The organism is Bradyrhizobium sp. IC4060, from assembly GCF_020193715.1.
Classification (GTDB): Bacteria; Pseudomonadota; Alphaproteobacteria; order Rhizobiales; family Xanthobacteraceae; genus Bradyrhizobium; species Bradyrhizobium yuanmingense.
On the sequence record NZ_JADYVJ010000002.1, the window covers coordinates 736,609 to 761,426 of the forward strand.

Consider the following 24,818-nt stretch of genomic DNA (forward strand, 5'->3'; position numbering starts at 1 on the left):
CGTATGACGCCAGGAAATGGAACCCGCCTTGCTCAGCCCAACCAAGCTAACGACGATCGGCCGGATTGGTTCCATAGCCCTCAGGGCAAAAGGCCGCGGGGGCGGGTCGTCCACGCGTCCGTCGTCCGCAGCCCTCCTTCGGAACGGAGCGCCGAGCCCGACGGTTAGCCAGCGCAGACAGGGAGAACGGACATGAAGGCAGCAATTTTCGCCATCGCCATCACGGCGCTTGCCGCGGGGTCGGCTCTGGCGCAGGGCGGTGCGCCAAGCGGGCGCGGCTCCGTGACGGGCGACCCCGCCGCAAGCTCCGCCAACCCGCAGGCGGACACGCCGACCACCGGAGCGGCCACCCGCTCGAATCCAAGCGGAAGCGGCACGTCCTCGTCCGGCGGCAAGGACGACAACGGCGATGCGGGTCGCGACAAGATGCCGGAGAGCGACCGCACCGTGCGGCCGCAGAGCCAGCAACGTCCGAGCGACAAGTAGAGGTTATTTGTCCGCCATGGTGCGCTCGGCGTCCCTGACCTGCGCGCGCAGCAGCGGCAGTTGTTCGCGCGCGAACGCTGCGAGCGCCGCATTGTCGGGTGCCGTCAGATAGCGTTCGAGCAGGCTGATGATCGACTCATACTCGGGAATCTGCGCGGCATAGAAGCTTCTGACATAGGCCGGACCATCCGACATTTCGGGCTCGACGAGGCTCGCGCTCGAGGATGTTGCCCTGCCGAGCTGCAGTTCCGCGCCGATCGCCTCCTGGACCTCTTTCAGTCGCTTGTCGCGCTTAGCCGCTTCCTCGGCGCGCAGGGCGGCGAGGTTCTTGACCTCGGCGTTGCCCTTGAGGTCGGTGTTCTCGAGCAGCCCCTGTTGAAACCGGCTGAAATTGTAGGCGCCGCTGATCACCTCGATCGCGGAGGGCGCCCGTGCGCCGGGCTTTCGTTCGCCAAGGCTGTCGGCAAGCGCCGAGGTGCTGATCAATGCCAGAATGATTGCGGCGACAACTCGCATCGATCTTCAATGACGAACCGCGTGCGAAAGTTCCCCGACCATTACGATCCGGTAAGCGGGTTGCGGCGCAAGAGTTCCGTCCCCACGTCCTCTATATGAAACAGTCTGACGTCTTCAGAGACAACGCTGACAATTGTCTTCAGCTTGCCGAGCGCGCTGACGGACAGCCCGCCCATAAGCGCTATTCGCGCATGGCCGACGCCTGGACGGCACTCGCCAACGAGCAGGATTGGCTCGACGGCGAAATTTCGCCCGTTCCCGTCCATGCAGCTCCAAAGCGGAACGGGTGAGCTCGTCTCAAGAATCTGCATGTGAGACCGCTCACGGAAGGCGCATAACTGATTTGGGATCATCCGGGAACGTCGATCGCGGAGATTCCAATTGCAGAAGGAGGTTTGGCGATGGCTCCGCGTCTGGCTCTTCTCTCCCTCATTCTCGCCGTTGGCGTCTCCGTCGCGTTCGCGACGGTGACCACGGTGCGACAGGTGCATCTCGAGAGCGCATCTCCCGTCCACGCCGTGCGCAGCTGATTGCCGCAGCGGAACATTTGACGCCGCTATGCGTAAGCGCTCCGACACATCAGCAGAAGCGAGAGCGCATCATGGCCCATTCCGACCAAGGCATCGTCAAGGACAAGCGTGGGGAGGTGCAGCCCCGCGACAAGGAACGTGCGCAATCCGTGCACAAGGCGGATCCGAAAGGCTCCCCCTCGCGTGAAGCGACGCGCGATCCCAAGCTGAACGACAACATCAAGACGCCGGGTTCCGGCGCCATGCCGGACGGCTCGAGCGACGCCACGGGCTAGCTCTCACCAGGAACGAATTTCCGCGGGAAGTGTCGACGGATTGCTTCCGGCAGTCATGCCCCCGGTGCGCCGGAAGCAATCTCCAAGGACGGCCCTGGCACCCACCGTGCCGGGGTCGTTTGCTTTTGGTGGGGCTTTCCGTGCGTCATTCGGCGCCGCTCTCCGGATCCCCCTGAGTATGTCCTTCAGGCCCGCGGCCGAATACGCCAAAGCTGCTCGACTTCACGCCGGCAGCGGCATCGACGCCCACAGCGGCCAGTCCGAACTTCAGGAGTTCGCGGACTGCTGCCGCCCGCGTCGGCATGCGGTGCTTGAACCGGAAATCGTCAATGGCGGCCAACTCTTCCGGCGAGAGCATGACCTGAAGGCGCTCGGCGCGAAGGTCGTTCATGGCGATCACGCAAATTGAGTAGGTTGAGTAGCTTACTCAACGAACCAACTTGATGAGAGTTCCGCGAAAGCCGACGAAGTCTGCAAGTGAATAGGAAATCCAATAAAATCAATAATTTATTGAAACGCATGCCGCCGTAAGGCATTGTTCCCGTAAGGGAGAGAGACCATGACCGACGAAGTCAGGTTACCTCGCAAGCTTTCCGAAGAACCCGCAGCGCCCGAGCCGGTGCGGCCAAGCCAGCAGAAGATCATCGACGAGGTCGAGCGCTGGGCCAACAGCCCGGGCCTCCAGCCGCCGCAATCGCAGCCTTCGACGGGAGCGAAAGCGAGCTAGGGCATGATCCGAAAAAGTGCGAAGCGGTTTTCCGCAAAGATCATGCGTAAACAACAATCTAAAGCGCGATGACGATTCATCCAAATCTCATCGCGCTTTAAGGCTTTGCGAAGCGAGAGCCCGTTGCCGACGGCGAATGGCCTGATCGGCGCGATTTGTGGGAGACACTGCGAAGCTTGCGTCTGAGCCACCAGGCCGACACGGACACGATGGCCCAGACCGTCAGCGCGGCGAAAAAAGCGAGCGCGACGCTTGCCCCGACGATCAAATGGAAGATAGCGGCGAACGCGGCGAGGCCGATGCTGCCGAGCGCGGCGCCGGCAGCATCGAGCGCCGCGGCCTTCTGTCCGCGACGCCGCCCGCTCAGGCCGGCCTTCTCCTTGGCGTGACGCTCGTGGCTTTCGATCAGCGTCGCGCTGGCGCAGAAGATGGCCGGAAAAGCAAGAAAGAGCCCGCCGACGGACAGGCCGAACTTCGAGCCGATAACGCCCGCGAGCACCGTCGCACCGCCGCCGAGCACGAAGCGAATGGCGTACTCGTACCACCGCGTCTGTTTCAGCGCCGATGTCGATAGCTTCACCAGCATCAGGCGGCACCTCCCAGGCCGGCGAGCAGGCCGAAGGCGACAACGAGCCATGCGGCAAAGGCGAGGATCGTGGCTGGAAGCGCGCCGAAACGGAACCTCATCAGGAGGTGGCAGACGACGACGCTGTAGCAGGCGAGCGCGACGGCGCCATAGATCATCGTCCAGCTCTGGGCCGCAGCATATTGCGGGCCGTGCTGGACCACTGCGATGGCGAGGGTGGCAAGCGCCACCGACGGTGCGGCGCCGAGCAGCCCGGCAAAGCTCTTCGGCCGCAGCATGTCACCGAGGATCGCGAAGACGGATACGATCAGGCCGCCGGCGACGAAGCGCACGAGATATTCAGTCATGGCTGTCCCCCCGAGCCCTTGCGCTGCCGCTGCCGTGACTTCGCCATCGTGAACGGCCGGAACAGGCGCTCGACAACGATGCCCAGCATGAAACCTGCCACGACATCGCTGATCCAGTGCGCGAGCAGCGCGACACGCGTCAGGGACAGCGCCACCGCAAAGGAGCGCGCCAGGTTGCGCGGGGCCGGCGGCAACAGGCCCGCGGCCGAGGCAAGGGCGCCCATATGCACGGCGTGACCTGAGGGAAATGCATCATGCGCGCGCCCCGAAAAGGGAACACCGCGCCCATGGGCGCTCACCGTCAGCCGGTCGGGCCTCGTCTGATCGAACACGGATTTCAAGACATGCGGTAACACGGCCGTCGCCAGCGACACGATCAGGACGTGATCGGCAACGGGGCGCTGCTGCGGGTGCCGGAGGCGGGTGTAGAGCCATCCTGCTGCCGAGAGCGCAACCAGGACATGCTCGTCGGCGGCCCACGTCATGGCCTGGGCGGCATGCTCGAGCCCCGATTTGGTATTGTGCGCGATCTCGTTGGCGATCGCCGTATCGATCCGGGTGGGTTTGACTGTTACAAGGGCCATCGGTCCGTCGGCGACTGTTCCTCCATGACAGTTTTGTAAAGCCTGGAAACAAAGAAGGTTCCTGGCTCAACCGGCAGGCACCGCCCAGCGGCAGCGCGATGACGTTCTCATCGCGCGTCAGGAAGGACGCCGGAGGGCCGGCGTCCTTTCAGCAATGCGTTACTTGCTGGATTGGCCGACGCTCGGCGCCCTGCCGAGGTTCTTGGCCATCTCGAGGTGGTGCTTCAACGCCGGGAGCGTCTTGCCGGCCCAATCCTTGAGCTCGGCATTGTCGCCGCCCTTGGCGTAGCGCTCGAACAGCGACACGGCATCTTCATGCGCGCTGACCTGATAGGAATTGTAGTCCGAGCTGAAATCCTTGCCGCTCGCATTCTTGAGCTTGTCGATCTTGCTCTGATGCGAGCTGTCGAGCGCCGTCGGCAGCTTGGCCTGCACCTTGCCATTGCCGACCAGTCCCTTGAGCTCGTTGCTCGTCTTGGTGTGATCGGTGATCATCTGCTGCGCGAAGGCTTTCTCTTCCGCGTTGCCCTTCTGCTGGGCGAGCTTGCTCGATTCGATCTCAAACATGTCGCTGATCGCGACCTGCGTCACGAAGTCCGCGGTCGCAGGCGCAACGCCGAGCGCCGAATTCACGCCGGTCTTTTCGCCCAGCGACTGGGCGAGGGCAGGGCCTGCGAGAATCATGCAGGCAAGAGCGATGATTGTGCGTTTCATGGTCAAATCCTTCCGAAAAGGTCGCGTGGCCGCTTGCCGGCGACGTGCGGCGACCAACACGCCGCCGGGGCCGAGGTTCCTAACGGCTAATCCGCGCGATTCCGTCCGGTGCGCGGATTGATGGGATCTGTCGGCTTGCGTCGAAGCCGTTCGGGCAGGAACGGTTCGGCCGCCGTGGCGGTCGCGTCGGCCCGTACGTCCGCGTGGTGCTGCGCCTGCTCGTGGGAGGTGGGGTTGTCACTGATCCGGCGCTTGACGTCGAGACCGTCGACCGGATCGTTGACGCCGTGCCGGATGTCGCGGAAATCACTCATGGCTCGCCTCATTGCTTTCCTGGCAGGATCGATTCCAGCACCTGCCGCGCTGCTCCCTTGATCATCCCGCTCTCGTTCGGGTCGCCCTTCATCAGGGCGAGCGAGAAGTTCTTCGCCTGCTGCAAGGTGATGTGCGGCGGCAGCGGCGGCACCTCGGGATCGGTTTTCACTTCCAGCACGACGGGCATCTCGCTTGTTAGCGCCTGTTCCCAGGCCGAGCCGAGCAGCTGTGGGCTGTCGACGAAGATGCCGCGCAGGCCGACGAGCTCGGCGAAGCGCGAATAGGAGACGTCGGGAATGCGCTGTGACGCCTCGAACTTGGGATCACCGTTGATGATGCGTTGCTCCCAGGTGACCTGGTTGAGGTCCTCGTTGTTGAAGACGCAGACGATGAAACGCGGGTCCTTCCAGTCGCGCCAATACTTCGCCGCGGTGATCAGCTCGGCCATGTTGTTCATCTGCATGGCGCCATCGCCGACGAGTGCAATCACGGGGCGGTCGGGCTGGGCGTATTTGGCCGCGAGCGCGTAAGGCACCGCAGCGCCCATCGAGGCGAGCCCGCCGGAGAGCGAGGCTGTCATGCCGCGCCGCATCTTCAGGTCGCGGGCGAACCAGTTGGCGCATGAGCCGGAATCGCTGGTGATGATGGCGCGGTCGGGCAGGCGCGGCGACAATTCCCAGGCGACGAGCTGCGGATTGACTGGCGCGGCGGGCTGATGCGCGCGGCCATCCAAAGTCTTCCACCAGGTCGCAACGTCGTCCTGAATGCCCTGGCGCCAGGCGCCGTCGCTCTTGGGCTTCAGCCGCGGCAGCAATGCGCGCAGCGTCTCGGCGGCATCTCCGATGAGGCCGACCTCCATGGGAAAGCGGATCGACATCATGCCGGCGTCGATGTCGATCTGGACGCCGCGCGCGCTGCCTTCCTTCGGCAGGAATTCGGCGTAAGGAAAGGCCGAGCCCACCATCAGCAGCGTGTCGCATTCCATCATCATGTTGTAGCTGGGCTCGGTGCCGAGCAGGCCGATCGAGCCGGTGACCCATGGCAGGTCGTCGGGTAGCGCCGCCTTGCCCAGCAGCGCCTTGGCGCAGCCGGCCGACAGCCGGTCGGCGACCGCGATGACTTCGTCGGTTGCACCGAGCGCTCCGGCGCCGACGAGCATCGCGACCTTCTTGCCGGCATTGAGGATCTCCGCGGCGCGGTCGAGATCGGCATCACGAGGGACGACTTTAGGTGGGCTGTACCCGACGCCGGAATGCAGCGTGCCGTGCGCACGGGGCGGGTCCTCGTAATTCTCCTCCTGCAAGTCGTTGGGCAAGATGATGACGGTGGGAGTCCGCCGCGCCAGTGCGATCCGCACCGACCGATCAATCAGGTGCCGCACCTGCGCAGGCGAGGAGGCCTGCATGACATAGGCGCCGGCGACGTCCTTGAACATCGAGAGGAGGTCGAGTTCCTGCTGATAATGACCGCCGAGGGCGTTGCGCGACTGCTGGCCGACGATCGCCAGCACCGGCTGGTGATCGAGCAGCGCATCGTACAGCCCGGTGACGAGATGCGAGGCGCCGGGACCGGAGGTCGCAATGCAGACGCCGAGCTGACCTGAGAATTTTGCGTAGGCGGTTGCCATGAATGCCGCCATTTCCTCGTGCCGCGCCTGCACGAAGCCGATCTTGCCGTCGGCCCGGTTCATCGCACCGAACACGCCGTTGATGCCGTCGCCCGGATAGCCAAAGATGTGGCGCACGCCCCATTGGTGCAGGCGCTGAATGATGAAGTCGGAGACGGTCTGGGACATTGCGGGCGGCTTTCTCTGTTGCGGCCTCGATAGCCTCAGAGAACCGGTTCTTTGTGGCGATGTTCCCAAGCATTTCCGGAACACGCGCCGGAACGATCACGCACCCCTTTCGGTTGATTCACAAATAGCCGAGTGGAGAATAACGATGCTCAATCAGAGCGAACTGGACCGTAACGAGATGGGCCGGCTGATCGGAAGCGACAAGGTCGAGGGAACCGCGGTCTACGGTGCCGATCGCAACAAGATCGGTTCAATCGAACGGGTCATGATCGACAAGATCAGCGGCAAGGTCTCATATGCGGTGCTTGGTTTCGGCGGCTTTCTCGGCCTCGGCAATGATCACTATCCGTTGCCCTGGCAGTCGCTGAAGTACGACACCGAGCTCGGCGGTTACGTGACTGCGATCACCGCCAAGGATCTCGAAGGCGCGCCGAAATACGGTGAGAAGACCGACTGGAACTGGAGCGACGACGCCGCCGTGCGCGGCATCAACTCCTATTACGGTGTTCCCTTCGCTTGAGCTTTGAGAGGCGCGGCGCCTCACTCACTCCGCCGCTTCTCTCCGCCCCGGGCCCGCATGCACATGCACCTGCTTGGCATGCAGCACCTCGCCGCATTCCGAGCACACCATTACGGGATCGAACAGCTTGCCGCAGCTCTTGTGCTCGTGCAGCAGCGGGCGGCCGCGCTCGTCGCCCATATGGGCGTCGCCCCAATGCACCATCGCCATGATGATCGGGTAGAGGTCGAGCCCCTTCTGGGTGAGGATGTATTCGTAACGCTTCGGTGCTTCGGAATAGGGCACGCGGCGCAGGATGCCGAAGCGGACCAGCTTCTTCAGCCGCTCCGAGAGCAGATGGCGTGTGATCTGCAGCGAGGACTGAAACGCTTCGAACCGCCTGACCCGCAAGAAGCACTCGCGCAGGATCAGCAGCGTCCAGCGGTCGCCAATCGCGGCGACGGTGCGCGCGAGCGAGCAGGGCTCTTCCTCCAGCGTGTCCCATTTCATGATGCAGTTCCTGCAAGGCGTCAGTCTGAAAAAGGAACTAAGTTGATCGATCAGAGAGATTTTCACTGGAAGCTAACACTCAGCCACTCAGTTTGACAGTTCTATTTTTGAACTATAGCTTCCGGCACACAAACGCCGCGCGCCCGCAGCGCGGCCCATGGGAGGAGGCGGTCTTGTCCAAGCGAAACGCCACTGCGGCCGTCATTGGGGCCGGCGATTTCATCGGCGCCGAGATCGCCAAGAAGTTTGCCGCCGAAGGGTTCTCGATTTTCGCCGGCCGCCGCAATGGCGATAAGCTGGCGCCGCTGGTGCAAGAGATCGAAGCCGCCGGCGGCGAGATCCACGCCCGCTCACTGGACGCGCGGAAGGAAGACGAGGTCATCGCCTTCCTGAACGACGCCGACAAGCATGCACCGCTCGAAGTCTGCATCTTCAACGTCGGCGCCAACGTCAATTTCCCGATCCTCGACACCACCGAGCGCGTGTTTCGGAAAGTGTGGGAGATGGCCTGCTATTCCGGCTTCCTCGCCGGGCGCGAGGCAGCGCGGCTGATGCTGCCGCGCGGCGGCGGCAACATCTTCTTCACGGGTGCGACCGCGAGCTTGCGCGGCGGCAGCGGGTATGCCGCCTTCGCCAGCGCCAAGTTCGGCCTGCGCGCGGTGGCGCAGGCGATGGCGCGCGAGCTCGGGCCGAAGAACATCCACGTCGCCCATCTCATCATCGATTCCGGCGTCGACACCGAATGGGTGCGCCAGCGCCGGCTCGAGGCGCTCGGGCCGAATGCGCTCGATAATCCCGATCTCCTGATGCCGCCGTCATCAGTCGCGAGCGCCTATTGGCAGCTCTACCAGCAGCCGAAGAGCGCCTGGACCTTCGAGATGGAGATCCGCCCCTTCGGAGAGAAATGGTGACCGCGGCGAGAAAGTCCGGCTAGACTGAGCTCAACATCAAGCAATACCGGGAGGATTTTCAGTGAAGACCGCGATCACCGAACTGTTCGGCATCGAGCACCCGATCATCCAGGGCGGCATGCATTTCGTCGGCTTCGCCGAGCTGGCCGCTGCCGTCTCCAATGCCGGCGGGCTCGGCATCATCACCGGTCTCACGCAGAAGACGCCCGAGCTGCTCGCCAAGGAGATCGCGCGCTGCCGCGACATGACGGACAAGCCGTTCGGCGTCAACCTCACCTTCCTGCCGGCCTTCTCGGCGCCGCCTTATCCGGAATACATCGCGGCCATCGTCGAGGGCGGCATCAAGGCGGTGGAGACCGCGGGCCGCAGCCCGGAAGCCTACATGCCGGCGCTGAAGGCCGCCGGCATCAAGGTCATCCACAAATGCACATCGGTGCGCCACTCGCTGAAGGCCGAGCGCATCGGCTGCGACGCCGTCAGCGTCGACGGCTTTGAGTGCGGCGGCCATCCCGGCGAGGACGACATTCCCAACATGATCCTGCTGCCGCGTGCGGCGGAAGAGCTGAAGATCCCGTTCGTCGCCTCCGGCGGCATGGCCGATGGTCGCAGCCTGGTCGCGGCGCTCTCGCTGGGCGCGGCGGGCATGAACATGGGCACGCGCTTCATCGCCACCAAGGAAGCGCCGGTGCACCAGAACGTCAAGAATGCTCTCGTCGCAGCCACCGAGCTCGATACCCGCCTGATCATGCGGGCGTTGCGCAATACCGAGCGCGTCCTGAAGAACGCCAATGTCGACCGCCTGCTCGAGATCGAGCGCGAAAAGGGCGCCAAGCTCACGATCGACGACATCCACGACCAGGTCGCGGGCGTCTATCCCAAGATCATGCTGGACGGCCAGATGGATGCCGGCGCCTGGAGCTGCGGCATGGTCGCAGGGCTCATCCACGACATTCCTTCCTGCAAGGAGCTCATCGATCGCATCATGGGCGAGGCTGAAACCATCATCCGCAGCCGCCTGCTCGGGTTCCTGGACAGGACGGACGCTGCGCGAAAGGTCGCCTGACACCGTCAAACTTCTTAACCACAGCGGCATCTGACCGCTGGAATTACGCGCGGCGCCTCCTAGATAGGGGTAAATTGCCCGTTTCATAAATCGATTTCAGGAGGCGTCCGTGGTCCTGAAAAGTGTTCCCTTCGCAATTGCCTTTGCCCTTGTGGTCGCAGGGGCCGGTGTTGCGCGCGCCCACGACTACAAGCCCGGCGAGTATCTCGGCCTCGATCTCTCCAAGGCGGTGCTGTCGCCGAAACGTCTCGGGCCGGAGACGCACTTCGCGCCGGTCGCGCTCGAAGCGCGTGGCGCGAACGAAGCGCAGGCGCGTGCTGAGCCGGTCGATGTGCCGAAGAAGGTTACCGCCGAACGTGTTCGTGTGGCCGAGCCGAAGAGCGCGCATGCCAGAAGCGCACCGTCGCGCGGGGCGGCCCGCGCCAAGCTAGCACGCCGCGGCAACCCGCTCGATGCGCAGGCGATGGACACCCGCATCCAGACCTGGCCATGCCGCTCTGGTGGCATCTGCAACTGGAAGCGGTGATCACAGGCGTCATCCCAGCGTCGCAAAACCGTAGGCGCGGAGTCAAGAAACCGTAAGCCGGGAGTCAAGGAGCGCAGGCACCTTCCGTCGCGATTCGACGAAGGTCTCCTGAATGGCAACGCTCCGCCCCTCGCGCGCCTGGACCCGGCGGCAGTTCCTGGTCCGTTCCGCCTCCGGTCTCGCCATCGCCTCGCTCGCGAAGCCTCATGTGAGCCGCGCCGCCGATCGGCCGCAGATCGCAGGCGGCATCCAGTCCGGCGATGTCTCCGGCGGCTCCGCGGTGATCTGGGCGCGCGCCGATCGGCCCGCGCGGATGCAGGTGGAATGCTCCATGGTCGAGAGCTTCAAGACCATCATCGTCTCGGCCTCCGGCGATGCGCTGCCCGCTGCCGATCTCACTGCAAAACTCCTGCTGGCGGATCTGCCGCCCGGGCAGGACATCTTCTACCGCGTCCGCTTCGACGACATCGCCACCGGACTCGTCGGCGAAAGCCGCGTAGGCCATTTCCGCACCGCGCCGGCAGCGCGCCAGTCGATCTCGTTTCTGTGGTCCGGTGACACCGCGGGCCAGGGCTGGGGCATCGACGTCTCCCGCGGCGGCTATCGCAGCTATCGCACCATGCTCGATAACAATCCGGATTTCTTCATCCACTGTGGCGATCACATCTACGCGGACTGCACGATCCCTTCCGAGCAGAAGCTGCCGAACGGCGAGACCTGGCGCAACCTCGTCACCGAAGAGAAATCGGAGGTGGCGCACACCCTGGCGCAGTTCCGCGGCAACTACAAATACAACCATCTCGACGAGCACTTCCGCGCCTTCCATGCGCAGGTGCCGATGTTCGCGCAGTGGGACGATCACGAGGTGACCAACGACTGGTCGCCGATCGGGACCTATGACGAGTCCGGACACGAGGACGACGGCACCCCGCGCCTGGTCGCGCGAGCCCGCCGGGCCTTCTTCGACTTCATGCCAATCCGCGACATCGGCGCGCGGCACGGCCGCGTCTATCGCAAGATCGCCTATGGCCCGCTGCTCGACGTCTTCATGATCGACATGCGCAGCTACCGCGACGAGAGCTGGAACAAGGGCGATGATCACCGCGGCTGGATCCTGGGCGCCGAGCAGCTCGCCTGGCTCAAGCGCGAGCTCGCCGCTTCGCGCGCGACCTGGAAGGTGATCGCGGCCGACTTGCCGATTGGCCTGATCAGCCTGGATGCCGTTGCGCTCGGCGATGGGCCGCCCGACCGGCGTGAGCACGAGATCGCCGATCTGCTCGCATTCATCACGCGCGCCGGTATCCGCAACATCGTCTGGCTCACCGCCGACATGCATTACACCGCCGCGCACTACTACGATCCGAAGAAGGCGCAATTTAAGGATTTCGAGCCGTTCTGGGAGTTCGTCTCCGGCCCGCTGCATGCCGGCAGCTGGGGACCGGGCGAGCTCGACGACACCTTCGGCCCGGTCGCGATGTACCAGCATGGCTGCAGCGCTGCGCAAGGCGAGAATCTCGCGCCCTGCTTCGGCTTGCAGTTCTTCGGGCGGGTCGACATCGATGGCCACAGCGGCGTGATGACGGTGACCCTGAAGGACGTCGACAATCGCGACCTCTGGTCGGTCGACATCGTGCCGCAGCCGCAGGTGCAACCCGCGGTCGTGGCGCAGCATTGGTGAGGTTGCGGCGCGCCAGTCGTCATGCCCGGGCTTGTCCCGGGCATCCACGTTCTTCGTGCCGCGTGGCAATGCGTGGATGACCGGGACAAGCCGGCCATGACGATGGAGAGGCATTGCTAACCCGATCTTGATTGGCCGCTGTGCTCCTCCCGCGCTAGGGTGAGGGGTCCCGCCACTTCTTTTCCATCACCGAAAAGTCTGCTCACGCGGCATCGCCGCGCGATCCGGTGGGCTGAATTGCTCAGGAGCCTGTTGCATGGATCATCTGAAAACCCAGGGCATCAGCATGCCCAAGCTCGGCCTCGGCACCTTCCGCATGCAGGGCGATGCCTGCCGTGCCGCGGTCGAGAGCGCGCTTTCGATCGGCTATCGCCACATCGACACGGCCGAGATGTACGCCAACGAGGAGGCGATCGGTGCGGCCATCGCCGCGTCCGGCGTGCCGCGCGGCGAGCTGCACGTCACCACGAAAGTCTGGCACGAGAACCTCAACCGCGATGCAATCCGCCGCGCTTTCGACGCCAGCCTTAGGAAGCTCCGGCTCCACCATGTTGACCTCTATCTCGTGCATTGGCCGTCGAAGGCCGCGAACTGGGGGGCGGTGTTCGAAACGCTGATGACGCTCAAGGAGGAGGGGCGCACGCGCGCCATCGGCGTTGCCAATTTCACCACCGCGCTGCTCAAGATCGCGGTGGAGGAGATCAGGGCGCCGATCGCCTGCAACCAGGTCGAATATCACGCCATGCTCGATCAATCGAAGGTGCTGGCCTATCTCCAGCCGCTGTCGATTCCGCTGGTTGCCTATTGTCCGCTGGCGCAAGGGCGTTTCGCGAGCGATCCGGTGCTGGCCGACATCGGCGCCCGGCACAATGCCACCGCCGCGCAGGTCGCGTTGAAATGGCTGCTCGACCAGGACGGCGTCGCCGCGATCCCCAAGGCCTCGCGTCGCGAGAGCCAGCAGGCCAATCTCGACGCGCTGAAGATCACGCTCGACGATGTCGACCGCGAGAAGATCGCGGCGCTGGCGAAGGACAGACGCTGCGTCAGTCCGGGCTTTGCGCCGGCTTGGGATTAGGCGCTCTTAACCCTCTCCCCCTGTGGGAGAGGGTGGCTCGCCGCAAAGCGGCGAGACGGGTGAGGGGTCCTCTCCGCGCATGAGTCTTTCACTTTCGGACTTGCTGACGCAACCCCGCATCCGGCGCAATAGCCGATGCGCATCATCGGCGTTCTCAAGAACGGCGGCCGAAGGCCGCCTATGCCACCTTCTCCCACAAGGGAAGAAGGAAAAGAACACAATAGAAATAGCCCCGTGAGGGGCCATTTCCTTGTCGCGTTGCGCATTAGTCCCAGTGGTGATGGCGATGGCTGCGCTTGATCACAACGACCTTGTCGCCGCGATGGTGGCGATGCCAGCCATGATGACGATGTCCGCGGAATTCGGCGCGGGCGCCGTACGGGCCGTGGTGATGATGATGATGATAACCGCCGCTGCGCTTGATCACCACCGTCTCCGCACTTGCGAGCGTTGGTGCCGCGATCACGAGCGCACCGAGAGCCGCAACCACATAACCAAGCTTCTTCATGATGTCCTCCTCCAAACGAATGCACATCTAAACCGCAGATTTGCGCGAACGTTCCGGAGGAGCGGGGAGAGAATTCTGAACGGATGTTCAGACGAAGGCGTGCTAATCGCAGCGCTGCTGCGCGGGCGTCGGCGCACCGCTGGCGACGTATTTGCCGTTGCTGATCGTGTACTCGCCGCGCTCGCTGCGATTGTAGATCGCGCGCAGGCTGCCGTCCTTCTGCAACAGCAACCCGAACTCGCGGGCCTGATGCAGCGAGGGGAAGTACACCATGACATTGAGCAGGCCCTCGGCATTGACCGTGGCGGACACCACCTCGTTCTCGTCCCTGGCCTCGCCGAAATCGCGCCGGTACATCACACGGCCGTCTTTCCGGATTTCGTAAGTCAAGCGCGCGCCCTGGTCGCGGTCGGGCCTACCCGAGCAATCGACCGCCCAGGAGCCGAGCAGGCCCCATTGCTCCACGGTCACGGCCAGCGTCTCGGCACCAGCCGTGGGGGTGAACGCGACCCACAGCACCGCAGCCGCGATCCAGCGGCCCGAACAACGCATCATGTCCTGAAAAACCCCGCCTCGAACAATTCCAAAGTTTAGCATCCCGCGCGCGGCCCTGCCACGGCGGCTGTCGATCGCCCGCGAATTTGATCCGCGTCAATGAGGCGGGGCGGTTCGAAGATAAGATGGCGTTTCCCGAAGGCGAACGTGGATAGAGCAATGCTGAATCAAGTCATGGATTTTGCGGGCGAAGTACTGCCGGGGAGCTGTGCCGTACCGCCTTATTCCGAGGCCGCGTTTCTGAGCGAGCTGGGCGATCGGTTACGGTCCTCACGCATGCGCTGCGATCTGTCGCGCCGGGAGCTCGCCCGGCGCTCGGGGATTTCCGAGCGCTACATCGCCCAGATCGAGGCCGGCAAAGGCAACGTCTCCATCGTCCTGTTGCTGCGGCTGGCTTCCGCGATTCACGGCAGTCAGCCACAGGCGGCGTGAGGAGACGTCCGGACTGGGCCTCAGGCTCGCTTCTCCACATTGGCGCTGCGGGCGGGCACGCCAAACTCCTTGCGGCAGACTTCGGCTAGCACGGCGACGCCATCGCGGATCTGCTGGTGCGTGGGGCTGGCAAAGCACAGCCGCAGCCGCGAAGCGGAATGGCCCTTGCTGGTCGACCATTCCGGCCCCGGATTGATCGAGACGCCGGCGGCGAGCGCGGCCTGATACAGCTTCAGCGTATCGACCTGGTCGGGCAGCTTCACCCAAAGGAAGATGCCGCCCTTGGGCTCCTCGAACTCAGCGGCGGTCCCGAACTGCTCGTTGAGCGCTTCCATGAGCGTGTCGAGCTTGGTGCGCAGCGCCTTGGTCAGGGCCGGCACGTGAGTTGAAAAATGCGGCTTGCAATAGGTGGCGAGCACCATCTGCTCCAGCGCACCGGAGCCAGCATCCGTCTTCAGCGCCAGCATCCGCGACATCACCTCCCAGGGCGCCACGACGAAGCCGACGCGCAGCGCCGGCGCGATCGACTTGGAGAACGAGCCGATATGAATCACGCCGCCGCTCTCGCTCATCGCGTAGATCGCGGGCGGCCGCTGCCCCGACCAGATGAGGTCGGCATAGCAATCGTCCTCGAAGATGGGCACGCCATATTCGGTCGCGAGCCGCACCAGCTCGGTGCGGCGGCTCTCGGGCATGATGCTGCCGGTCGGGTTCTGCACCGTCGGAATGGTGTAGATGTATTTCGGCCGGATGCCGCGGCGCTTCAGGTCGGCCAGCGCGGAGGCCAGCAGATCCATGCGCATGCCGTCCTGGTCGAGGGGAATGCCGACGACGTTGACGCCGAGCCGCGCCAGCCGTGTCAGGGAGCCCTGATAGCTCTCCTGCTCGAAAATCACGGTGTCGCCGCGCGTCAATAGGGTGGCGTTGACGAGGTCGAGCGCCTGCAGCGAGCCGGAGACGATCAGGAGGTCGTCGACCGTGCAGCTGATGCCGGCGTCGCGCTTGAGTTTCGTCACCAGGAATTCGCGCAACGGCAGGTAGCCCTGCGGACCATGCGCCAGACCGTAGGTGGCGAGCGAGCGGCCCTCGCGCCGCAGCACCGTGTCGGCCGCTTCGATCAGCTCGTCGAGCGGCACCTGTTCGGAATCGTTGTTGCCGCCGACGAAGCTGTATTTGGCAAGGCCCGTCCAGCGCGCAGACGGGGCCGGCAGCCCTGCTGGAAACAGGGGCGCGAAATCGAAGCTGGACGTCATGGGAGCGTTCCTCGTTTTGTTCTTGTTGAGCTCGGCTTTGCACCGGCCGCCTTACTTCTTGCCGGCCGTCCTGGTCGGACGGCCCTGACTGATGAAAGCGTAATGCGTGTTGGCGATGCCGCCAACCATTAAGGCTTCGACCACGGGTTCTGCGATCTCGCCCGTGGCGGCCCAGTCGACCAGAAAATTGGCGCCGGTCCCGCCGCGCACGTCGTCGGTCGGAATGAAGATCGAGACGGTGGCGAGCGGTCTCAACGCCACCGGCGTCTTCAGATAGCTCTCGACCTGCTTGCCTGCGGTGTCGAAATAGGCGATGCGTTTGATGACCAGCGGCTGGGTCTCGGAGGCGTTGTGTACGCTCAGCGTCACCGAGAAGTCGACACGCAGCTTGCCCTGGCTCATCGCGACGCTGGAATAGGCGGGCACGTAGAAACCGCCGGATACGGCGAGGTCCTCCTTCAGCGGCGTGGTGAGCGAATCGGCAAAGTTTTGTTCGATACTGACCTTGGATTGCGCGGCGGCGGGCACGGCAAAGGCGAGGGGAGCGAGCAGCATGGCTGCGAAGAGCCCATTCCGCATGTGACGAATTGCTCGCTTGTCGCACCGCAACCCACCTCTAGGGTGCGGCAAAACGGACCAATTTGGCATGCATGAGCTCATTCGCGATATCACACTCTCTATTCTGTTCGCCTGGATGCTGGGGCTTCTCGCCCATTTCTCCCGGCAACCGCTGATCCTGGCCTACCTTATCGCCGGCTTCTGCATAGGTCCATTCGGCGCCGGCTGGGTCCATTCGCAGGAATCGATCAGCGTCATCTCCGAGCTTGGCCTGATCTTCATGCTGTTCATGATCGGGCTCGAGATCGACCTGAAGAAGATCGTTCGGGCCGGGCGGGTGATCCTGTTCGCGGCGGGCAGCCAGCTGCTGGGCGGCTGTCTGCTCGGGCTTCTGTTCTTCGTCGGCATCGGCCTGTCGCTCGGCGGTGGGCATTTCGATGCGGTCTATCTCTGCATCGCCTGCGCGCTGTCGAGCACGGTCATCATCGTCAAGGTGCTCTACGAGAAGCGCGAGCTCGATACGCTGCCGGGCCGCATCACGCTCGGCGTGCTGGTGCTCCAGGACATCTTTGCCATCCTGTTCCTGGCGGTGCAGCCGAGTCTCGCCAATCTGCAGGTCAGCGTCATCCTGCTCTCGATCGGCCGCGTCGCGGTGCTGGTCACGGCCGCGCTTCTGGTCAGCCGCTACGTGCTGCCGCGCGTGTTCCACCAGATCGCCCGGCGGCCCGAGCTGATCCTGCTCGGTGCGCTCGCCTGGTGCTTTCTCGTCGCCGAGACCGCCTATCAACTGTCGCTGTCGCGCGAGATGGGTGCGCTGATCGCCGGCGTCTCGCTCTCGACCTTCCCCTATGCGCTCGATGTCACCGCCAAGGTCACCACGCTGCGCGACTTCTTCATCACGCTGTTCTTCGTCGCGCTCGGCATGACCATTCCCGTGCCCGGCCTCTCGGTGATCAGCCTCGCCTTGATGATCGCCGCGTTCACGGTGGTGAGCCGCCTCGTCACCACCTTCACCCCGCTCTATCTGATGAAGCAGGGCCTGCGCGCCAGCCTGTTGCCGGCGCTCAACCTCGCGCAAATCTCCGAGTTCTCGCTGGTCGTGATCCAGACCGGCGTCGCGGACCGCCACATCGCAGCCGAGACGGCGAATGCGGCTTCGTTCGCCTTCGTGGTGCTGGCGGTGCTCTCGACCTTCGTGATGACCCGCAGCGACGAGATCACCCGTTGGGCGATCGGCCCCTTGAAGCGGATCGGCCTGCGCGATCTCGACCATGGCAACGGCCATGCCGAGGAGGGCCACGGGGGCGGCCATGGCGAGGCCCGCCGCATCGTCATCCTCGGCTTTTTCCGTGCGGCGAGTGCGCTGCTGGCCGAGATCGAACGGCAGGCACCGGTGCTGCTGGAGCAGATCACCGTGGTCGATTTCAACCCCAATGTGTACCAGACCCTGCTTTCACGTGGTCTGCACGTGATCTATGGCGACATCAGCAGCGCCGACACGCTGCTCCATGCCGGCGTCGGCAAGTCCGAGATGATCATCCTCAGCGTGCCGGATTCGCTGCTGAAGGGCGCCACCAACGAGAAGCTGGTCCGTCACGTCCGCGCGCTCAATCCGACCGCCCTGATCGTCGCCACGGCCGACCTGTTGGCCGACGTCGGCGCGCTCTACGAGGCCGGCGCCAGCTATGTCACCGTGACCCGGCTCAGCGATGCACATGAGCTGTTTACCGTGATCGAAGCCGCCCAGGCCGGCCTGCTCGCGGACAAGCGCGCCGAGCTCGATCAGCGCCTCGGCGAGCGCCGCGAGGTGCTGCCCTGACGGCGTCGGGCCGCCTTCCTTGCCCGCCTTCCTTGCGGGCAATCTGCGCCTATATCGCTGGTATGCCCGGTGCAAGCCTGAAACCCATCGGCAGGCCCGCCCTCGGACATATGTGGTTGCGCTGGGGAGACTAGCGCCCCGACCCAAGTCCGGCTAAGCCTCCCGGCCATAACCGATAGAGATTGGGAAATGCCCGATAGCGTTCAGGAAGTCTTGCAGGCCTTTGCTCGGGGTGAGCTCGTGGTCGTCACCGACGACGAGGACCGCGAGGGCGAGGGCGATCTGATCGTCGCCGCCTCGCTGTGCACCGCCGAGAAGATGGCCTTCATCATCCGCCATACCTCCGGCATCGTCTGTGCGCCCGTGACGACCGAGGACGCGCGCCGGCTGCGGCTCGATCCGATGGTCGCCCACAACGATTCCGCGCACACCACCGCGTTCACGGTCTCGATCGACTACAAGCCCGACGGCGGCACCGGCATCTCCGCCGAGGAGCGCGCCTCGTGCTGCCGCGCGCTCGCCAATCCCAATGTCGGCGCCAACGACTTCGCCCGGCCCGGCCACATCTTCCCGCTGATCGCCAAGGACGGCGGCGTGCTGCTTCGCTCCGGCCACACCGAGGCCGCGGTCGACCTCTGCAAGCTTTCCGGCCTCCCGCCGGTCGGCGTCATCAGCGAACTCATGAACGACGACGGCAGCGTGATGAAGGGCGAGCAGGTCGCGCAATTCGCGGTCAGGCACAAGCTCAAGCACGTCACCATCGCGGACATGATCGCCTATCGCCAGGCGCGCGAGAAGCTGATCGAGCGGGTCTCGACCTTCGTCACCGACAGCCCGATCGGTCCCTTGCAGGGCTATGCCTACCGCTCGCCGTTCGATTCCATCGCCCACGTCGCCTTCGTCTATAACGGGGTCGGCGACGGCAAGAACGTGCTGACGCGCTTTCACAAGCCGAACATCGTCAAGGACACCTTCACCGGCCACAAGCGCATGGCCGCCGTGCTCGAGCATTTCAAGAAGACCGGCCGCGGCGTGCTGGTCTACCTGCGCGACGGCGCGGCCGGCGTGCCCGTTTCGCCGCTGCCGGACGAGACGTCGACGGAGGCCGACCGCAACCGCCAGTGGCGCGAGGTCGGCGTCGGCGCGCAGATCCTGCGCGACCTCGGCGTGACTTCGATCCGGCATCTCACCTCGTCGGTGCACGACTACAAGGGCCTATCGGGCTTCGGCATCGAGATCGTCGCCAACGAGCAGCTCGAAAGCTGACGCGCATTGTCATTCCGGGCTGGCGCTGAAAGCGCCACGCTTCCCCGGAACGACCGAAGCCAGGACGCAATTGAACTTGTTGCCGCGGCGCTTTACTTTGTCGGGCAATTATCGACGGAACCAGACGCGAAAGGACGTTTCATGAGCGTGCGCCCTCAGGCCAAGGACAAGCCGGCTGCGGCTTCTTTCCAGTGGGACGATCCGTTCCTGCTCGACGAGCAGCTCACCGAAGACGAGCGCATGGTTCGCGACACCGCCCGCGCCTATGCGCAGGACAAGCTGCTGCCGCGCGTCTCCAAGGCCTATCTCGAGGAGAAGACCGACCGCGAGATCTTCAACGAGATGGGCGAACTCGGCCTGATCGGCATCACGCTGCCGGAAGAATATGGCTGCGCCAATGCGAGCTACGTCGCCTATGGCCTCGTCGCGCGCGAGATCGAGCGGGTCGATTCCGGCTATCGCTCGATGAACTCGGTGCAGTCCTCGCTGGTGATGTACCCGATCTACGCCTATGGCGACGAGAACCAGCGCAAGAAGTACCTGCCCAAGCTCGCCAGCGGCGAGTGGGTCGGCTGCTTCGGCCTGACCGAGCCCGATGCCGGCTCCGATCCGGCCGGCATGAAGACCCGCGCCGAGAAGGTGTCGGACGGCTATCGCCTCACCGGCAGCAAGATGTGGATCTCGAACGCGCCGATCGCCGACGTCTTCGTGGTCTGGGCCAAGTCGGCCGCGCACGACAACCAGATCCGCGGCTTCGTGCTGGAGAAGGGCATGAAGGGCCTGTCCGCGCCGAAGATCGGCGGCAAGCTCTCGCTGCGCGCCTCCATCACCGGCGAGGTCGTGATGGACGGCGTCGTGGTCCCGGAGGACGCCCTGCTGCCCAACGTGTCCGGCCTCAAGGGCCCGTTCGGCTGCCTCAACCGCGCCCGCTACGGCATCTCCTGGGGTGCGCTTGGCGCCGCCGAGGACTGCATGCACCGCGCCCGTCAATACACGCTCGACCGCAAGCAGTTCGGCAAGCCGCTCGCCGCGACCCAGCTGGTGCAGAAGAAGCTCGCCGACATGGAGACCGAGATCGCGCTCGGCCTGCAGGGCTCGCTTCGCGTCGGCCGCCTGATGGACGAGGGCAAGTTCGCGCCCGAGATGATCTCGATCATGAAGCGCAACAATTGCGGCAAGGCCCTCGACATCGCCCGCACCGCCCGCGACATGCACGGCGGCAACGGCATCTCGATCGAGTATCACGTGATGCGCCACGTCCATAACCTCGAGACGGTCAACACCTACGAGGGCACCCACGACGTCCACGCCCTGATCCTGGGCCGCGCGATCACGGGCATTCAGGCGTTTTTCTAGTCACTGTGTTTTTCCGCCGCGGCTAGCTTGCTCAACTGTCATCGCCCGCGCAGGCGGGCGATCCAGTATCCCAGAGACTTCGCTTTTGTCACTGGCGCTGCGGCGTACTGGATACCCCGCCTTCGCGGGGTATGACGGCAGAGAGTGTGGCACAGGAAGTCCCATGTCCGACAACGACGACGTCCCGTTCAACCGCAACTTTCCGCTGAAGCCCGGCATCGTCGAGGAGGTCCGCCCCGGCGTGCGGCGCGTGCTCTGCAACAATCCGAGCCCGTTCACCTTCACGGGCACGGTCAGCTACATCGTCGGCAAGGGCAATGTCGCGATCATCGATCCCGGTCCAGACGATGCGGCGCATGCGGCGGCGCTGCTCGATGCCGTGCGCGGCGAGACCGTGACGCACATCTTCGTCACCCACACCCATCGCGACCATTCGCCGAACACCGCGCGGATCAAGCAGGCGACGGCGGCGCCGGTCTATGCCGAAGGCCCGCATCGCGCCTCGCGGCCGCGATTCGAGAGCGAGAAGCACAATCCGGAATCCGGCGCCGACCGCGATTTTGCCCCGGACGTCAATCTCGCGCACGGCGACGTCGTGGAAGGTGACGGCTGGCGGCTCGAAGCCGTCGCGACGCCCGGCCACACGGCCAACCATCTGGCATTCGCCTGGCCGGAGCGGAAGTTCAACTTCGTCGGCGATCACGTGATGGGCTGGTCGACCTCGATCGTGGCGCCGCCCGATGGCTCTATGATCGACTACATGGACTCGCTCGACCGGCTCGCCGCCCGCGAGGAGGATCTCTATTTCTCGGGCCATGGCCCCGAGATTCCCGAGGGCCAGCGCTTCGTGCGCTTCCTGATCCGCCACCGCAAGGCACGCGAGGCCTCGATCCTGCACCGCCTGGCCAAGGGCGAGACCGACATCCCGACCATGGTCCGCGCGATCTATATCGGTATCGATCCGCGCCTGACGACAGCTGCCGGCTATTCCGTGCTGGCGCATTTGGAAGATCTGGTCGCCCGCGGCGTGGTGGCGACGGATGGCGATCCCGTGATCGGCGGGACCTATCGGATGGCCTAGGGGCGAATAGCGAATGGGGAATAGCGAATGGGCGGCTCCATTCGCTATTCGCTACTCCCCATTCGCCAAGTCACTTCTTCACCGTCTTCGCCGGCGCCTTGGGCGGCGTCACCGGCGTCTTCTTCACCGGCTTGAGTGCATCGGCGTCGGCGGCGGTGTTGAGGTCGTCGATGAATGCCTTGACGCGTGCGGCATTGCTGCCGAGGTCGCTGTCGAAATTGCGCGACGCAGAGCGGATATCGACGCGGGAATCATCGCCATCCGGCACGACCCTGATCGAAACGTCCTCGCGGAAACCCATGATCGGCGTGCGCGCCACCGCCTCGATGCGGCCGATGCGGCGCGGCGGCTGCGGTGCGCGCTCGTCGATCACGATCCATTTGCGCTTGTGGACGAGCTGAAGCGCGATCGCATAGGCGCGGTCGGCCGAGATCTCGAGCTCGACGGGCTCGATCTCGGGATAGAAATGGCGCTGCTGCTCCGCCGAATAGAGGCCGGCATAGACCGCGGTGTTGGTGCCCTCGCCGGTGCGCAGGCGCGCCAGCGCATCGAAGCGCGGCGGATCAATCGGATTGGTGGTGATGTCGTAGATCGACGGCAGCTTGCGATATTGAAAGGCCAGATAGGCGGGATAGGCGAGGATCGCCCCGTCGATCAGGAAGGCGAGCAGGATGCGCGCCATGCCGCGCGAGCCGTTCTGCCAGATTGCGGCAAAGCCGGCGAGCCCGAACAGGATCGAGAGGCCGGCGATCGCGAGCCCGCCGATGAACGTCGCCAGCGCCGGCTTGGGCTCCAGGAAATCGAAACGGACGACGATGATCGACACCACCACCGCCAGAACCGCGAAAACGGCCAGATTGCGCGCCCAGCTCGCGAGGCTGGACACGGGCTCCGACTGGTAGGGAGCGGAAAACCTGCGGGCCATCGGGTGAGCTCTGCCGGGGTTGGCGATGCCGGCCGATTTGGCGCGACGATGCGCCGTTGAGACCACGGCGCGGGAGCAAATTCAAGGGTTCCGGCTACGCCCAAGCCGTCATGCCCGGGCTTGTCCCGGCCATCCACGTTCACTGCACCGTGGGGCAAGGCGTGGATGGCCGGGACAAGCCCGGCCATGACGTCGTGGAGGCTTCAACAAGTCGGACGCTGACGCCCCTCCAAGGAGGGGCGCGCCCAGCCCGTCACGCCGCCGCGTTCGGGAACCGGTAATCCTTAAACTGGTCGCGCAGCGCCGTCTTCAGGATCTTGCCGGTGGCGGTGTGCGGAATGCCGTCGACGAAAGCGACGTCGTCGGGCATCCACCATTTGGCGATCTTGCCCTCCATGAACTTGAGGATGTCCTCGCGCGTGGCCTGCTGGCCCTGCTTGAGCTGCACGATCAGCAGCGGCCGCTCGTCCCATTTCGGGTGGAACACGCCGATCACGGCGGCTTCCGCCACGGCGGGGTGGCCCACCGCGAGGTTTTCGAGGTCGATCGAGGAGATCCACTCGCCGCCGGACTTGATCACGTCCTTGGAGCGGTCGGTGATCCGCATATAGCCGTCCTCGTCGATGGTCGAGACGTCGCCGGTGTCGAAGAAGCCGTCCTCGTCGAGGATGTTGCTATCGACGCGGTAATAGGCCTTGGCAACGGCGGGACCGGAGACCTTGAGGCGGCCAAAGGTCTTGCCGTCCCAGGGCAGCTCCTTGCCGGCATCGTCGGTGATCTTCATCTGCACGGCGAACGGCGCATAACCCTGCATCTGCAGCACGTCGAGCCTGGCATCGCCGGTCGCATTCTGGAACGGCGGCTTCAGCGCCGCGACGGTGCCGATCGGGCTCATCTCGGTCATGCCCCAGGCGTGGCGGACGTTCGAGCCCATGTCGAGGAAGGCCTTGATCATCGAGCGCGGCATTGCCGAGCCGCCGCAGATCACCATCTTCAGATCCGGCAGCTTGAGATTGTTGGCGGTCATGTGCTGGAGCAGCATCAGCCACACCGTCGGCACGCCGGCGGTGTGCGTCACCTTCTCGGTCGAGAGCAGTTCGTAGACCGAGGCGCCGTCGAGCTTGGCGCCCGGCATCACCAGCTTGGTGCCCTGCGAGGGTGCGGAGAAGGCGATGCCCCAGCTGTTGGCATGGAACAGCGGAACCACCGGCAGCATTGTCTCGGACGCACTGGTGCCGAGCGCGTCGACGTTGTTGGCCATCAGCGCGTGCAGCACGTTGGAGCGATGCGAATACAGCACACCCTTGGGATCGCCGGTCGTGCCGGAGGTGTAGCACATCGCCGCCGCCGTGTTCTCGTCAAAGTCCTTCCATTTGAATTTGCCGTCGGCCTGCGCAATCCAGTCCTCGTAGGCGACCGCGTTCTTCAGCGTGGTCTCCGGCATGTGAGCCTTGTCGGTGAGCACGATGTAGCGCTCCACGCTGGGCAGCTTGTCCGCGATCTTCTCCAGGATCGGAATGAAGGTGAGATCGGTCATCACGACGCGATCCTGCGCATGATTGATGATCCAGGCGATCTGTTCGGGGAAAAGGCGCGGATTGACGGTATGGCAGATGGCGCCGATCCCCATGATGCCGTACCAGACCTCCAGATGGCGCCAGGTGTTCCAGGCGATCGTTGCGACGCGATCGCCGAGCTTGATGCCGTCGCGCTCCAGCATCTGCGAGACCTTGAGCGCGCGCTTGTGGATCTCGGCGTAGTTGGTGCGATGGATCGGTCCCTCGACCGAGCGTGTGACCACCTCCTGCTTGCCATGAATCCTGGCGGCGTGTTCGATGATCCGGTGGCAGAGCAGGGGCCAATCTTGCATCAAACCAAGCATTCCGACGTTCCTCCGAGAAGTCGCTGGGCGCGTTATCGCTCTCAGC

At 64.5% G+C, this 24,818-nt stretch carries 31 protein-coding genes; 16 read left to right on the forward strand and 15 right to left on the reverse strand.

Annotation, left to right across the window (positions count from 1 at the left end; translation table 11 throughout):
- The first annotated feature begins 192 nt into the window (after window positions 1-192).
- Window positions 193-486: a hypothetical protein gene (locus I6F16_RS10300; protein WP_225139697.1), complete on the forward strand. Its 294-nt coding sequence runs from the start codon at window positions 193-195 to the stop codon at window positions 484-486.
- Window positions 487-489: 3 nt separating this feature from the next.
- Here the strand turns inward: I6F16_RS10300 and I6F16_RS10305 are convergent, their stop codons facing one another.
- A complete protein-coding gene (locus I6F16_RS10305) occupies window positions 490-1,002 on the reverse strand; it encodes a DUF4142 domain-containing protein (protein ID WP_225112620.1) in 513 nt (170 codons plus the stop codon).
- A 95-nt stretch (window positions 1,003-1,097) separates the two neighbouring features.
- Between I6F16_RS10305 and I6F16_RS10310 the strand changes: the two genes are divergently transcribed.
- The 3 genes from I6F16_RS10310 to I6F16_RS10315 all read left to right on the forward strand — a co-directional run bounded on the left by I6F16_RS10310 (window position 1,098) and on the right by I6F16_RS10315 (window position 1,807).
- Complete coding sequence (locus I6F16_RS10310) at window positions 1,098-1,292, forward strand: hypothetical protein (protein ID WP_074447527.1); 195 nt, start codon at window positions 1,098-1,100, stop codon at window positions 1,290-1,292.
- 111 nt (window positions 1,293-1,403) lie between these two features.
- Window positions 1,404-1,532 (forward strand): hypothetical protein, encoded by a 129-nt coding sequence (locus tag I6F16_RS37975; protein WP_276573553.1) that lies wholly within the window; start codon window positions 1,404-1,406, stop codon window positions 1,530-1,532.
- A 71-nt stretch (window positions 1,533-1,603) separates the two neighbouring features.
- Window positions 1,604-1,807: a hypothetical protein gene (locus tag I6F16_RS10315; RefSeq protein ID WP_036003938.1), complete on the forward strand. Its 204-nt coding sequence runs from the start codon at window positions 1,604-1,606 to the stop codon at window positions 1,805-1,807.
- Window positions 1,808-1,952: 145 nt separating this feature from the next.
- Here I6F16_RS10315 and I6F16_RS10320 read toward each other — a convergent pair whose 3' ends face one another.
- A complete protein-coding gene (locus I6F16_RS10320; RefSeq protein ID WP_036003940.1) occupies window positions 1,953-2,198 on the reverse strand; it encodes a hypothetical protein in 246 nt (81 codons plus the stop codon).
- A gap of 168 nt (window positions 2,199-2,366) precedes the next feature.
- Between I6F16_RS10320 and I6F16_RS10325 the strand changes: the two genes are divergently transcribed.
- A complete protein-coding gene (locus tag I6F16_RS10325) occupies window positions 2,367-2,534 on the forward strand; it encodes a hypothetical protein (protein ID WP_167361644.1) in 168 nt (55 codons plus the stop codon).
- A gap of 97 nt (window positions 2,535-2,631) precedes the next feature.
- Here I6F16_RS10325 and I6F16_RS10330 read toward each other — a convergent pair whose 3' ends face one another.
- From I6F16_RS10330 to I6F16_RS10355, 6 genes are all read right to left on the reverse strand, one after another.
- Window positions 2,632-3,120, reverse strand: coding sequence for a DUF3147 family protein (locus I6F16_RS10330; RefSeq protein WP_225173665.1), 489 nt, complete (start codon window positions 3,118-3,120; stop codon window positions 2,632-2,634).
- On the reverse strand, window positions 3,120-3,467 hold the full coding sequence (locus I6F16_RS10335) for a DUF3147 family protein (protein WP_036030998.1): 348 nt from the start codon (window positions 3,465-3,467) through the stop codon (window positions 3,120-3,122). The genes I6F16_RS10330 and I6F16_RS10335 overlap by 1 nt, the downstream gene beginning before the upstream one ends.
- A complete protein-coding gene (locus I6F16_RS10340; RefSeq protein WP_225173666.1) occupies window positions 3,464-4,051 on the reverse strand; it encodes a phosphatase PAP2 family protein in 588 nt (195 codons plus the stop codon). The genes I6F16_RS10335 and I6F16_RS10340 overlap by 4 nt, the downstream gene beginning before the upstream one ends.
- 159 nt (window positions 4,052-4,210) lie before the next feature.
- Entirely contained in the window at window positions 4,211-4,765 is a 555-nt protein-coding gene (locus tag I6F16_RS10345) for a DUF4142 domain-containing protein (RefSeq protein ID WP_036003951.1), read from the reverse strand.
- 86 nt (window positions 4,766-4,851) lie between these two features.
- On the reverse strand, window positions 4,852-5,079 hold the full coding sequence (locus I6F16_RS10350) for a hypothetical protein (RefSeq protein ID WP_036003954.1): 228 nt from the start codon (window positions 5,077-5,079) through the stop codon (window positions 4,852-4,854).
- Between the two features lie 8 nt (window positions 5,080-5,087).
- Window positions 5,088-6,875: a thiamine pyrophosphate-requiring protein gene (locus I6F16_RS10355; protein ID WP_225173667.1), complete on the reverse strand. Its 1,788-nt coding sequence runs from the start codon at window positions 6,873-6,875 to the stop codon at window positions 5,088-5,090.
- 145 nt (window positions 6,876-7,020) lie between these two features.
- On the opposite strand from I6F16_RS10355, the gene I6F16_RS10360 reads away from it, so the two are divergent.
- Window positions 7,021-7,395 (forward strand): PRC-barrel domain-containing protein, encoded by a 375-nt coding sequence (locus I6F16_RS10360; RefSeq protein ID WP_036003959.1) that lies wholly within the window; start codon window positions 7,021-7,023, stop codon window positions 7,393-7,395.
- Window positions 7,396-7,419: 24 nt separating this feature from the next.
- Here I6F16_RS10360 and I6F16_RS10365 read toward each other — a convergent pair whose 3' ends face one another.
- On the reverse strand, window positions 7,420-7,884 hold the full coding sequence (locus I6F16_RS10365; RefSeq protein ID WP_036031008.1) for a helix-turn-helix domain-containing protein: 465 nt from the start codon (window positions 7,882-7,884) through the stop codon (window positions 7,420-7,422).
- Between the two features lie 173 nt (window positions 7,885-8,057).
- On the opposite strand from I6F16_RS10365, the gene I6F16_RS10370 reads away from it, so the two are divergent.
- From I6F16_RS10370 to I6F16_RS10390, 5 genes are all read left to right on the forward strand, one after another.
- Window positions 8,058-8,795, forward strand: a complete 738-nt coding sequence (locus I6F16_RS10370; RefSeq protein WP_036003972.1) for an SDR family oxidoreductase — start codon at window positions 8,058-8,060, stop codon at window positions 8,793-8,795.
- A 61-nt stretch (window positions 8,796-8,856) separates the two neighbouring features.
- Window positions 8,857-9,858 carry a nitronate monooxygenase family protein gene (locus I6F16_RS10375; RefSeq protein ID WP_225112624.1) on the forward strand — a complete coding sequence of 334 codons (1,002 nt, stop codon included), beginning with the start codon at window positions 8,857-8,859 and terminating at the stop codon, window positions 9,856-9,858.
- A 109-nt stretch (window positions 9,859-9,967) separates the two neighbouring features.
- Entirely contained in the window at window positions 9,968-10,384 is a 417-nt protein-coding gene (locus tag I6F16_RS10380) for a hypothetical protein (protein WP_225112625.1), read from the forward strand.
- 112 nt (window positions 10,385-10,496) lie between these two features.
- Entirely contained in the window at window positions 10,497-12,062 is a 1,566-nt protein-coding gene (locus I6F16_RS10385) for an alkaline phosphatase D family protein (RefSeq protein WP_225112626.1), read from the forward strand.
- Window positions 12,063-12,318: 256 nt separating this feature from the next.
- Complete coding sequence (locus tag I6F16_RS10390) at window positions 12,319-13,137, forward strand: aldo/keto reductase (RefSeq protein ID WP_225112627.1); 819 nt, start codon at window positions 12,319-12,321, stop codon at window positions 13,135-13,137.
- A 265-nt stretch (window positions 13,138-13,402) separates the two neighbouring features.
- On the opposite strand, the gene I6F16_RS10395 is transcribed toward I6F16_RS10390, so the two are convergent.
- On the reverse strand, window positions 13,403-13,645 hold the full coding sequence (locus I6F16_RS10395; protein ID WP_036031049.1) for a hypothetical protein: 243 nt from the start codon (window positions 13,643-13,645) through the stop codon (window positions 13,403-13,405).
- 102 nt (window positions 13,646-13,747) lie between these two features.
- Window positions 13,748-14,200, reverse strand: coding sequence for a hypothetical protein (locus tag I6F16_RS10400; protein ID WP_225112628.1), 453 nt, complete (start codon window positions 14,198-14,200; stop codon window positions 13,748-13,750).
- Between the two features lie 159 nt (window positions 14,201-14,359).
- On the opposite strand from I6F16_RS10400, the gene I6F16_RS10405 reads away from it, so the two are divergent.
- Window positions 14,360-14,632 (forward strand): helix-turn-helix domain-containing protein, encoded by a 273-nt coding sequence (locus tag I6F16_RS10405; RefSeq protein ID WP_036031024.1) that lies wholly within the window; start codon window positions 14,360-14,362, stop codon window positions 14,630-14,632.
- A gap of 20 nt (window positions 14,633-14,652) precedes the next feature.
- On the opposite strand, the gene I6F16_RS10410 is transcribed toward I6F16_RS10405, so the two are convergent.
- Window positions 14,653-15,885 carry a PLP-dependent aminotransferase family protein gene (locus I6F16_RS10410; RefSeq protein WP_036031027.1) on the reverse strand — a complete coding sequence of 411 codons (1,233 nt, stop codon included), beginning with the start codon at window positions 15,883-15,885 and terminating at the stop codon, window positions 14,653-14,655.
- Window positions 15,886-15,936: 51 nt separating this feature from the next.
- Complete coding sequence (locus tag I6F16_RS10415; protein ID WP_036004005.1) at window positions 15,937-16,464, reverse strand: DUF3124 domain-containing protein; 528 nt, start codon at window positions 16,462-16,464, stop codon at window positions 15,937-15,939.
- Window positions 16,465-16,531: 67 nt separating this feature from the next.
- On the opposite strand from I6F16_RS10415, the gene I6F16_RS10420 reads away from it, so the two are divergent.
- From I6F16_RS10420 to I6F16_RS10435, 4 genes are all read left to right on the forward strand, one after another.
- Window positions 16,532-18,262, forward strand: coding sequence for a cation:proton antiporter (locus I6F16_RS10420; protein ID WP_225112629.1), 1,731 nt, complete (start codon window positions 16,532-16,534; stop codon window positions 18,260-18,262).
- 189 nt (window positions 18,263-18,451) lie between these two features.
- Window positions 18,452-19,528 (forward strand): 3,4-dihydroxy-2-butanone-4-phosphate synthase, encoded by a 1,077-nt coding sequence (ribB, locus tag I6F16_RS10425; RefSeq protein ID WP_036004011.1) that lies wholly within the window; start codon window positions 18,452-18,454, stop codon window positions 19,526-19,528.
- Between the two features lie 141 nt (window positions 19,529-19,669).
- A complete protein-coding gene (locus I6F16_RS10430; RefSeq protein WP_036004014.1) occupies window positions 19,670-20,884 on the forward strand; it encodes an acyl-CoA dehydrogenase in 1,215 nt (404 codons plus the stop codon).
- A gap of 163 nt (window positions 20,885-21,047) precedes the next feature.
- Complete coding sequence (locus I6F16_RS10435; RefSeq protein ID WP_036038078.1) at window positions 21,048-21,965, forward strand: MBL fold metallo-hydrolase; 918 nt, start codon at window positions 21,048-21,050, stop codon at window positions 21,963-21,965.
- Window positions 21,966-22,035: 70 nt separating this feature from the next.
- Here I6F16_RS10435 and I6F16_RS10440 read toward each other — a convergent pair whose 3' ends face one another.
- Window positions 22,036-22,890 (reverse strand): DUF1499 domain-containing protein, encoded by an 855-nt coding sequence (locus I6F16_RS10440; protein ID WP_057026863.1) that lies wholly within the window; start codon window positions 22,888-22,890, stop codon window positions 22,036-22,038.
- Between the two features lie 253 nt (window positions 22,891-23,143).
- A complete protein-coding gene (locus I6F16_RS10445; protein WP_036004029.1) occupies window positions 23,144-24,772 on the reverse strand; it encodes a fatty-acid--CoA ligase in 1,629 nt (542 codons plus the stop codon).
- Between the last annotated feature and the right edge of the window lie 46 nt (window positions 24,773-24,818).

What these genes read in the sequence shown, in the direction of transcription:
- I6F16_RS10300 (WP_225139697.1), top strand. Translation starts at nt 193, where the DNA reads ATGAAGGCAGCAATTTTCGCCATCGCCATCACGGCGCTTGCCGCGGGG.
- I6F16_RS10305 (WP_225112620.1), bottom strand. Translation starts at nt 1,002, where the DNA reads ATGCGAGTTGTCGCCGCAATCATTCTGGCATTGATCAGCACCTCGGCG.
- I6F16_RS10310 (WP_074447527.1), top strand. Translation starts at nt 1,098, where the DNA reads ATGAAACAGTCTGACGTCTTCAGAGACAACGCTGACAATTGTCTTCAG.
- I6F16_RS37975 (WP_276573553.1), top strand. Translation starts at nt 1,404, where the DNA reads ATGGCTCCGCGTCTGGCTCTTCTCTCCCTCATTCTCGCCGTTGGCGTC.
- I6F16_RS10315 (WP_036003938.1), top strand. Translation starts at nt 1,604, where the DNA reads ATGGCCCATTCCGACCAAGGCATCGTCAAGGACAAGCGTGGGGAGGTG.
- I6F16_RS10320 (WP_036003940.1), bottom strand. Translation starts at nt 2,198, where the DNA reads ATGAACGACCTTCGCGCCGAGCGCCTTCAGGTCATGCTCTCGCCGGAA.
- I6F16_RS10325 (WP_167361644.1), top strand. Translation starts at nt 2,367, where the DNA reads ATGACCGACGAAGTCAGGTTACCTCGCAAGCTTTCCGAAGAACCCGCA.
- I6F16_RS10330 (WP_225173665.1), bottom strand. Translation starts at nt 3,120, where the DNA reads ATGCTGGTGAAGCTATCGACATCGGCGCTGAAACAGACGCGGTGGTAC.
- I6F16_RS10335 (WP_036030998.1), bottom strand. Translation starts at nt 3,467, where the DNA reads ATGACTGAATATCTCGTGCGCTTCGTCGCCGGCGGCCTGATCGTATCC.
- I6F16_RS10340 (WP_225173666.1), bottom strand. Translation starts at nt 4,051, where the DNA reads ATGGCCCTTGTAACAGTCAAACCCACCCGGATCGATACGGCGATCGCC.
- I6F16_RS10345 (WP_036003951.1), bottom strand. Translation starts at nt 4,765, where the DNA reads ATGAAACGCACAATCATCGCTCTTGCCTGCATGATTCTCGCAGGCCCT.
- I6F16_RS10350 (WP_036003954.1), bottom strand. Translation starts at nt 5,079, where the DNA reads ATGAGTGATTTCCGCGACATCCGGCACGGCGTCAACGATCCGGTCGAC.
- I6F16_RS10355 (WP_225173667.1), bottom strand. Translation starts at nt 6,875, where the DNA reads ATGTCCCAGACCGTCTCCGACTTCATCATTCAGCGCCTGCACCAATGG.
- I6F16_RS10360 (WP_036003959.1), top strand. Translation starts at nt 7,021, where the DNA reads ATGCTCAATCAGAGCGAACTGGACCGTAACGAGATGGGCCGGCTGATC.
- I6F16_RS10365 (WP_036031008.1), bottom strand. Translation starts at nt 7,884, where the DNA reads ATGAAATGGGACACGCTGGAGGAAGAGCCCTGCTCGCTCGCGCGCACC.
- I6F16_RS10385 (WP_225112626.1), top strand. Translation starts at nt 10,497, where the DNA reads ATGGCAACGCTCCGCCCCTCGCGCGCCTGGACCCGGCGGCAGTTCCTG.
- I6F16_RS10390 (WP_225112627.1), top strand. Translation starts at nt 12,319, where the DNA reads ATGGATCATCTGAAAACCCAGGGCATCAGCATGCCCAAGCTCGGCCTC.
- I6F16_RS10395 (WP_036031049.1), bottom strand. Translation starts at nt 13,645, where the DNA reads ATGAAGAAGCTTGGTTATGTGGTTGCGGCTCTCGGTGCGCTCGTGATC.
- I6F16_RS10400 (WP_225112628.1), bottom strand. Translation starts at nt 14,200, where the DNA reads ATGATGCGTTGTTCGGGCCGCTGGATCGCGGCTGCGGTGCTGTGGGTC.
- I6F16_RS10405 (WP_036031024.1), top strand. Translation starts at nt 14,360, where the DNA reads ATGCTGAATCAAGTCATGGATTTTGCGGGCGAAGTACTGCCGGGGAGC.
- I6F16_RS10410 (WP_036031027.1), bottom strand. Translation starts at nt 15,885, where the DNA reads ATGACGTCCAGCTTCGATTTCGCGCCCCTGTTTCCAGCAGGGCTGCCG.
- I6F16_RS10415 (WP_036004005.1), bottom strand. Translation starts at nt 16,464, where the DNA reads ATGCGGAATGGGCTCTTCGCAGCCATGCTGCTCGCTCCCCTCGCCTTT.
- I6F16_RS10420 (WP_225112629.1), top strand. Translation starts at nt 16,532, where the DNA reads ATGCATGAGCTCATTCGCGATATCACACTCTCTATTCTGTTCGCCTGG.
- ribB (WP_036004011.1), top strand. Translation starts at nt 18,452, where the DNA reads ATGCCCGATAGCGTTCAGGAAGTCTTGCAGGCCTTTGCTCGGGGTGAG.
- I6F16_RS10430 (WP_036004014.1), top strand. Translation starts at nt 19,670, where the DNA reads ATGAGCGTGCGCCCTCAGGCCAAGGACAAGCCGGCTGCGGCTTCTTTC.
- I6F16_RS10435 (WP_036038078.1), top strand. Translation starts at nt 21,048, where the DNA reads ATGTCCGACAACGACGACGTCCCGTTCAACCGCAACTTTCCGCTGAAG.
- I6F16_RS10440 (WP_057026863.1), bottom strand. Translation starts at nt 22,890, where the DNA reads ATGGCCCGCAGGTTTTCCGCTCCCTACCAGTCGGAGCCCGTGTCCAGC.
- I6F16_RS10445 (WP_036004029.1), bottom strand. Translation starts at nt 24,772, where the DNA reads ATGCTTGGTTTGATGCAAGATTGGCCCCTGCTCTGCCACCGGATCATC.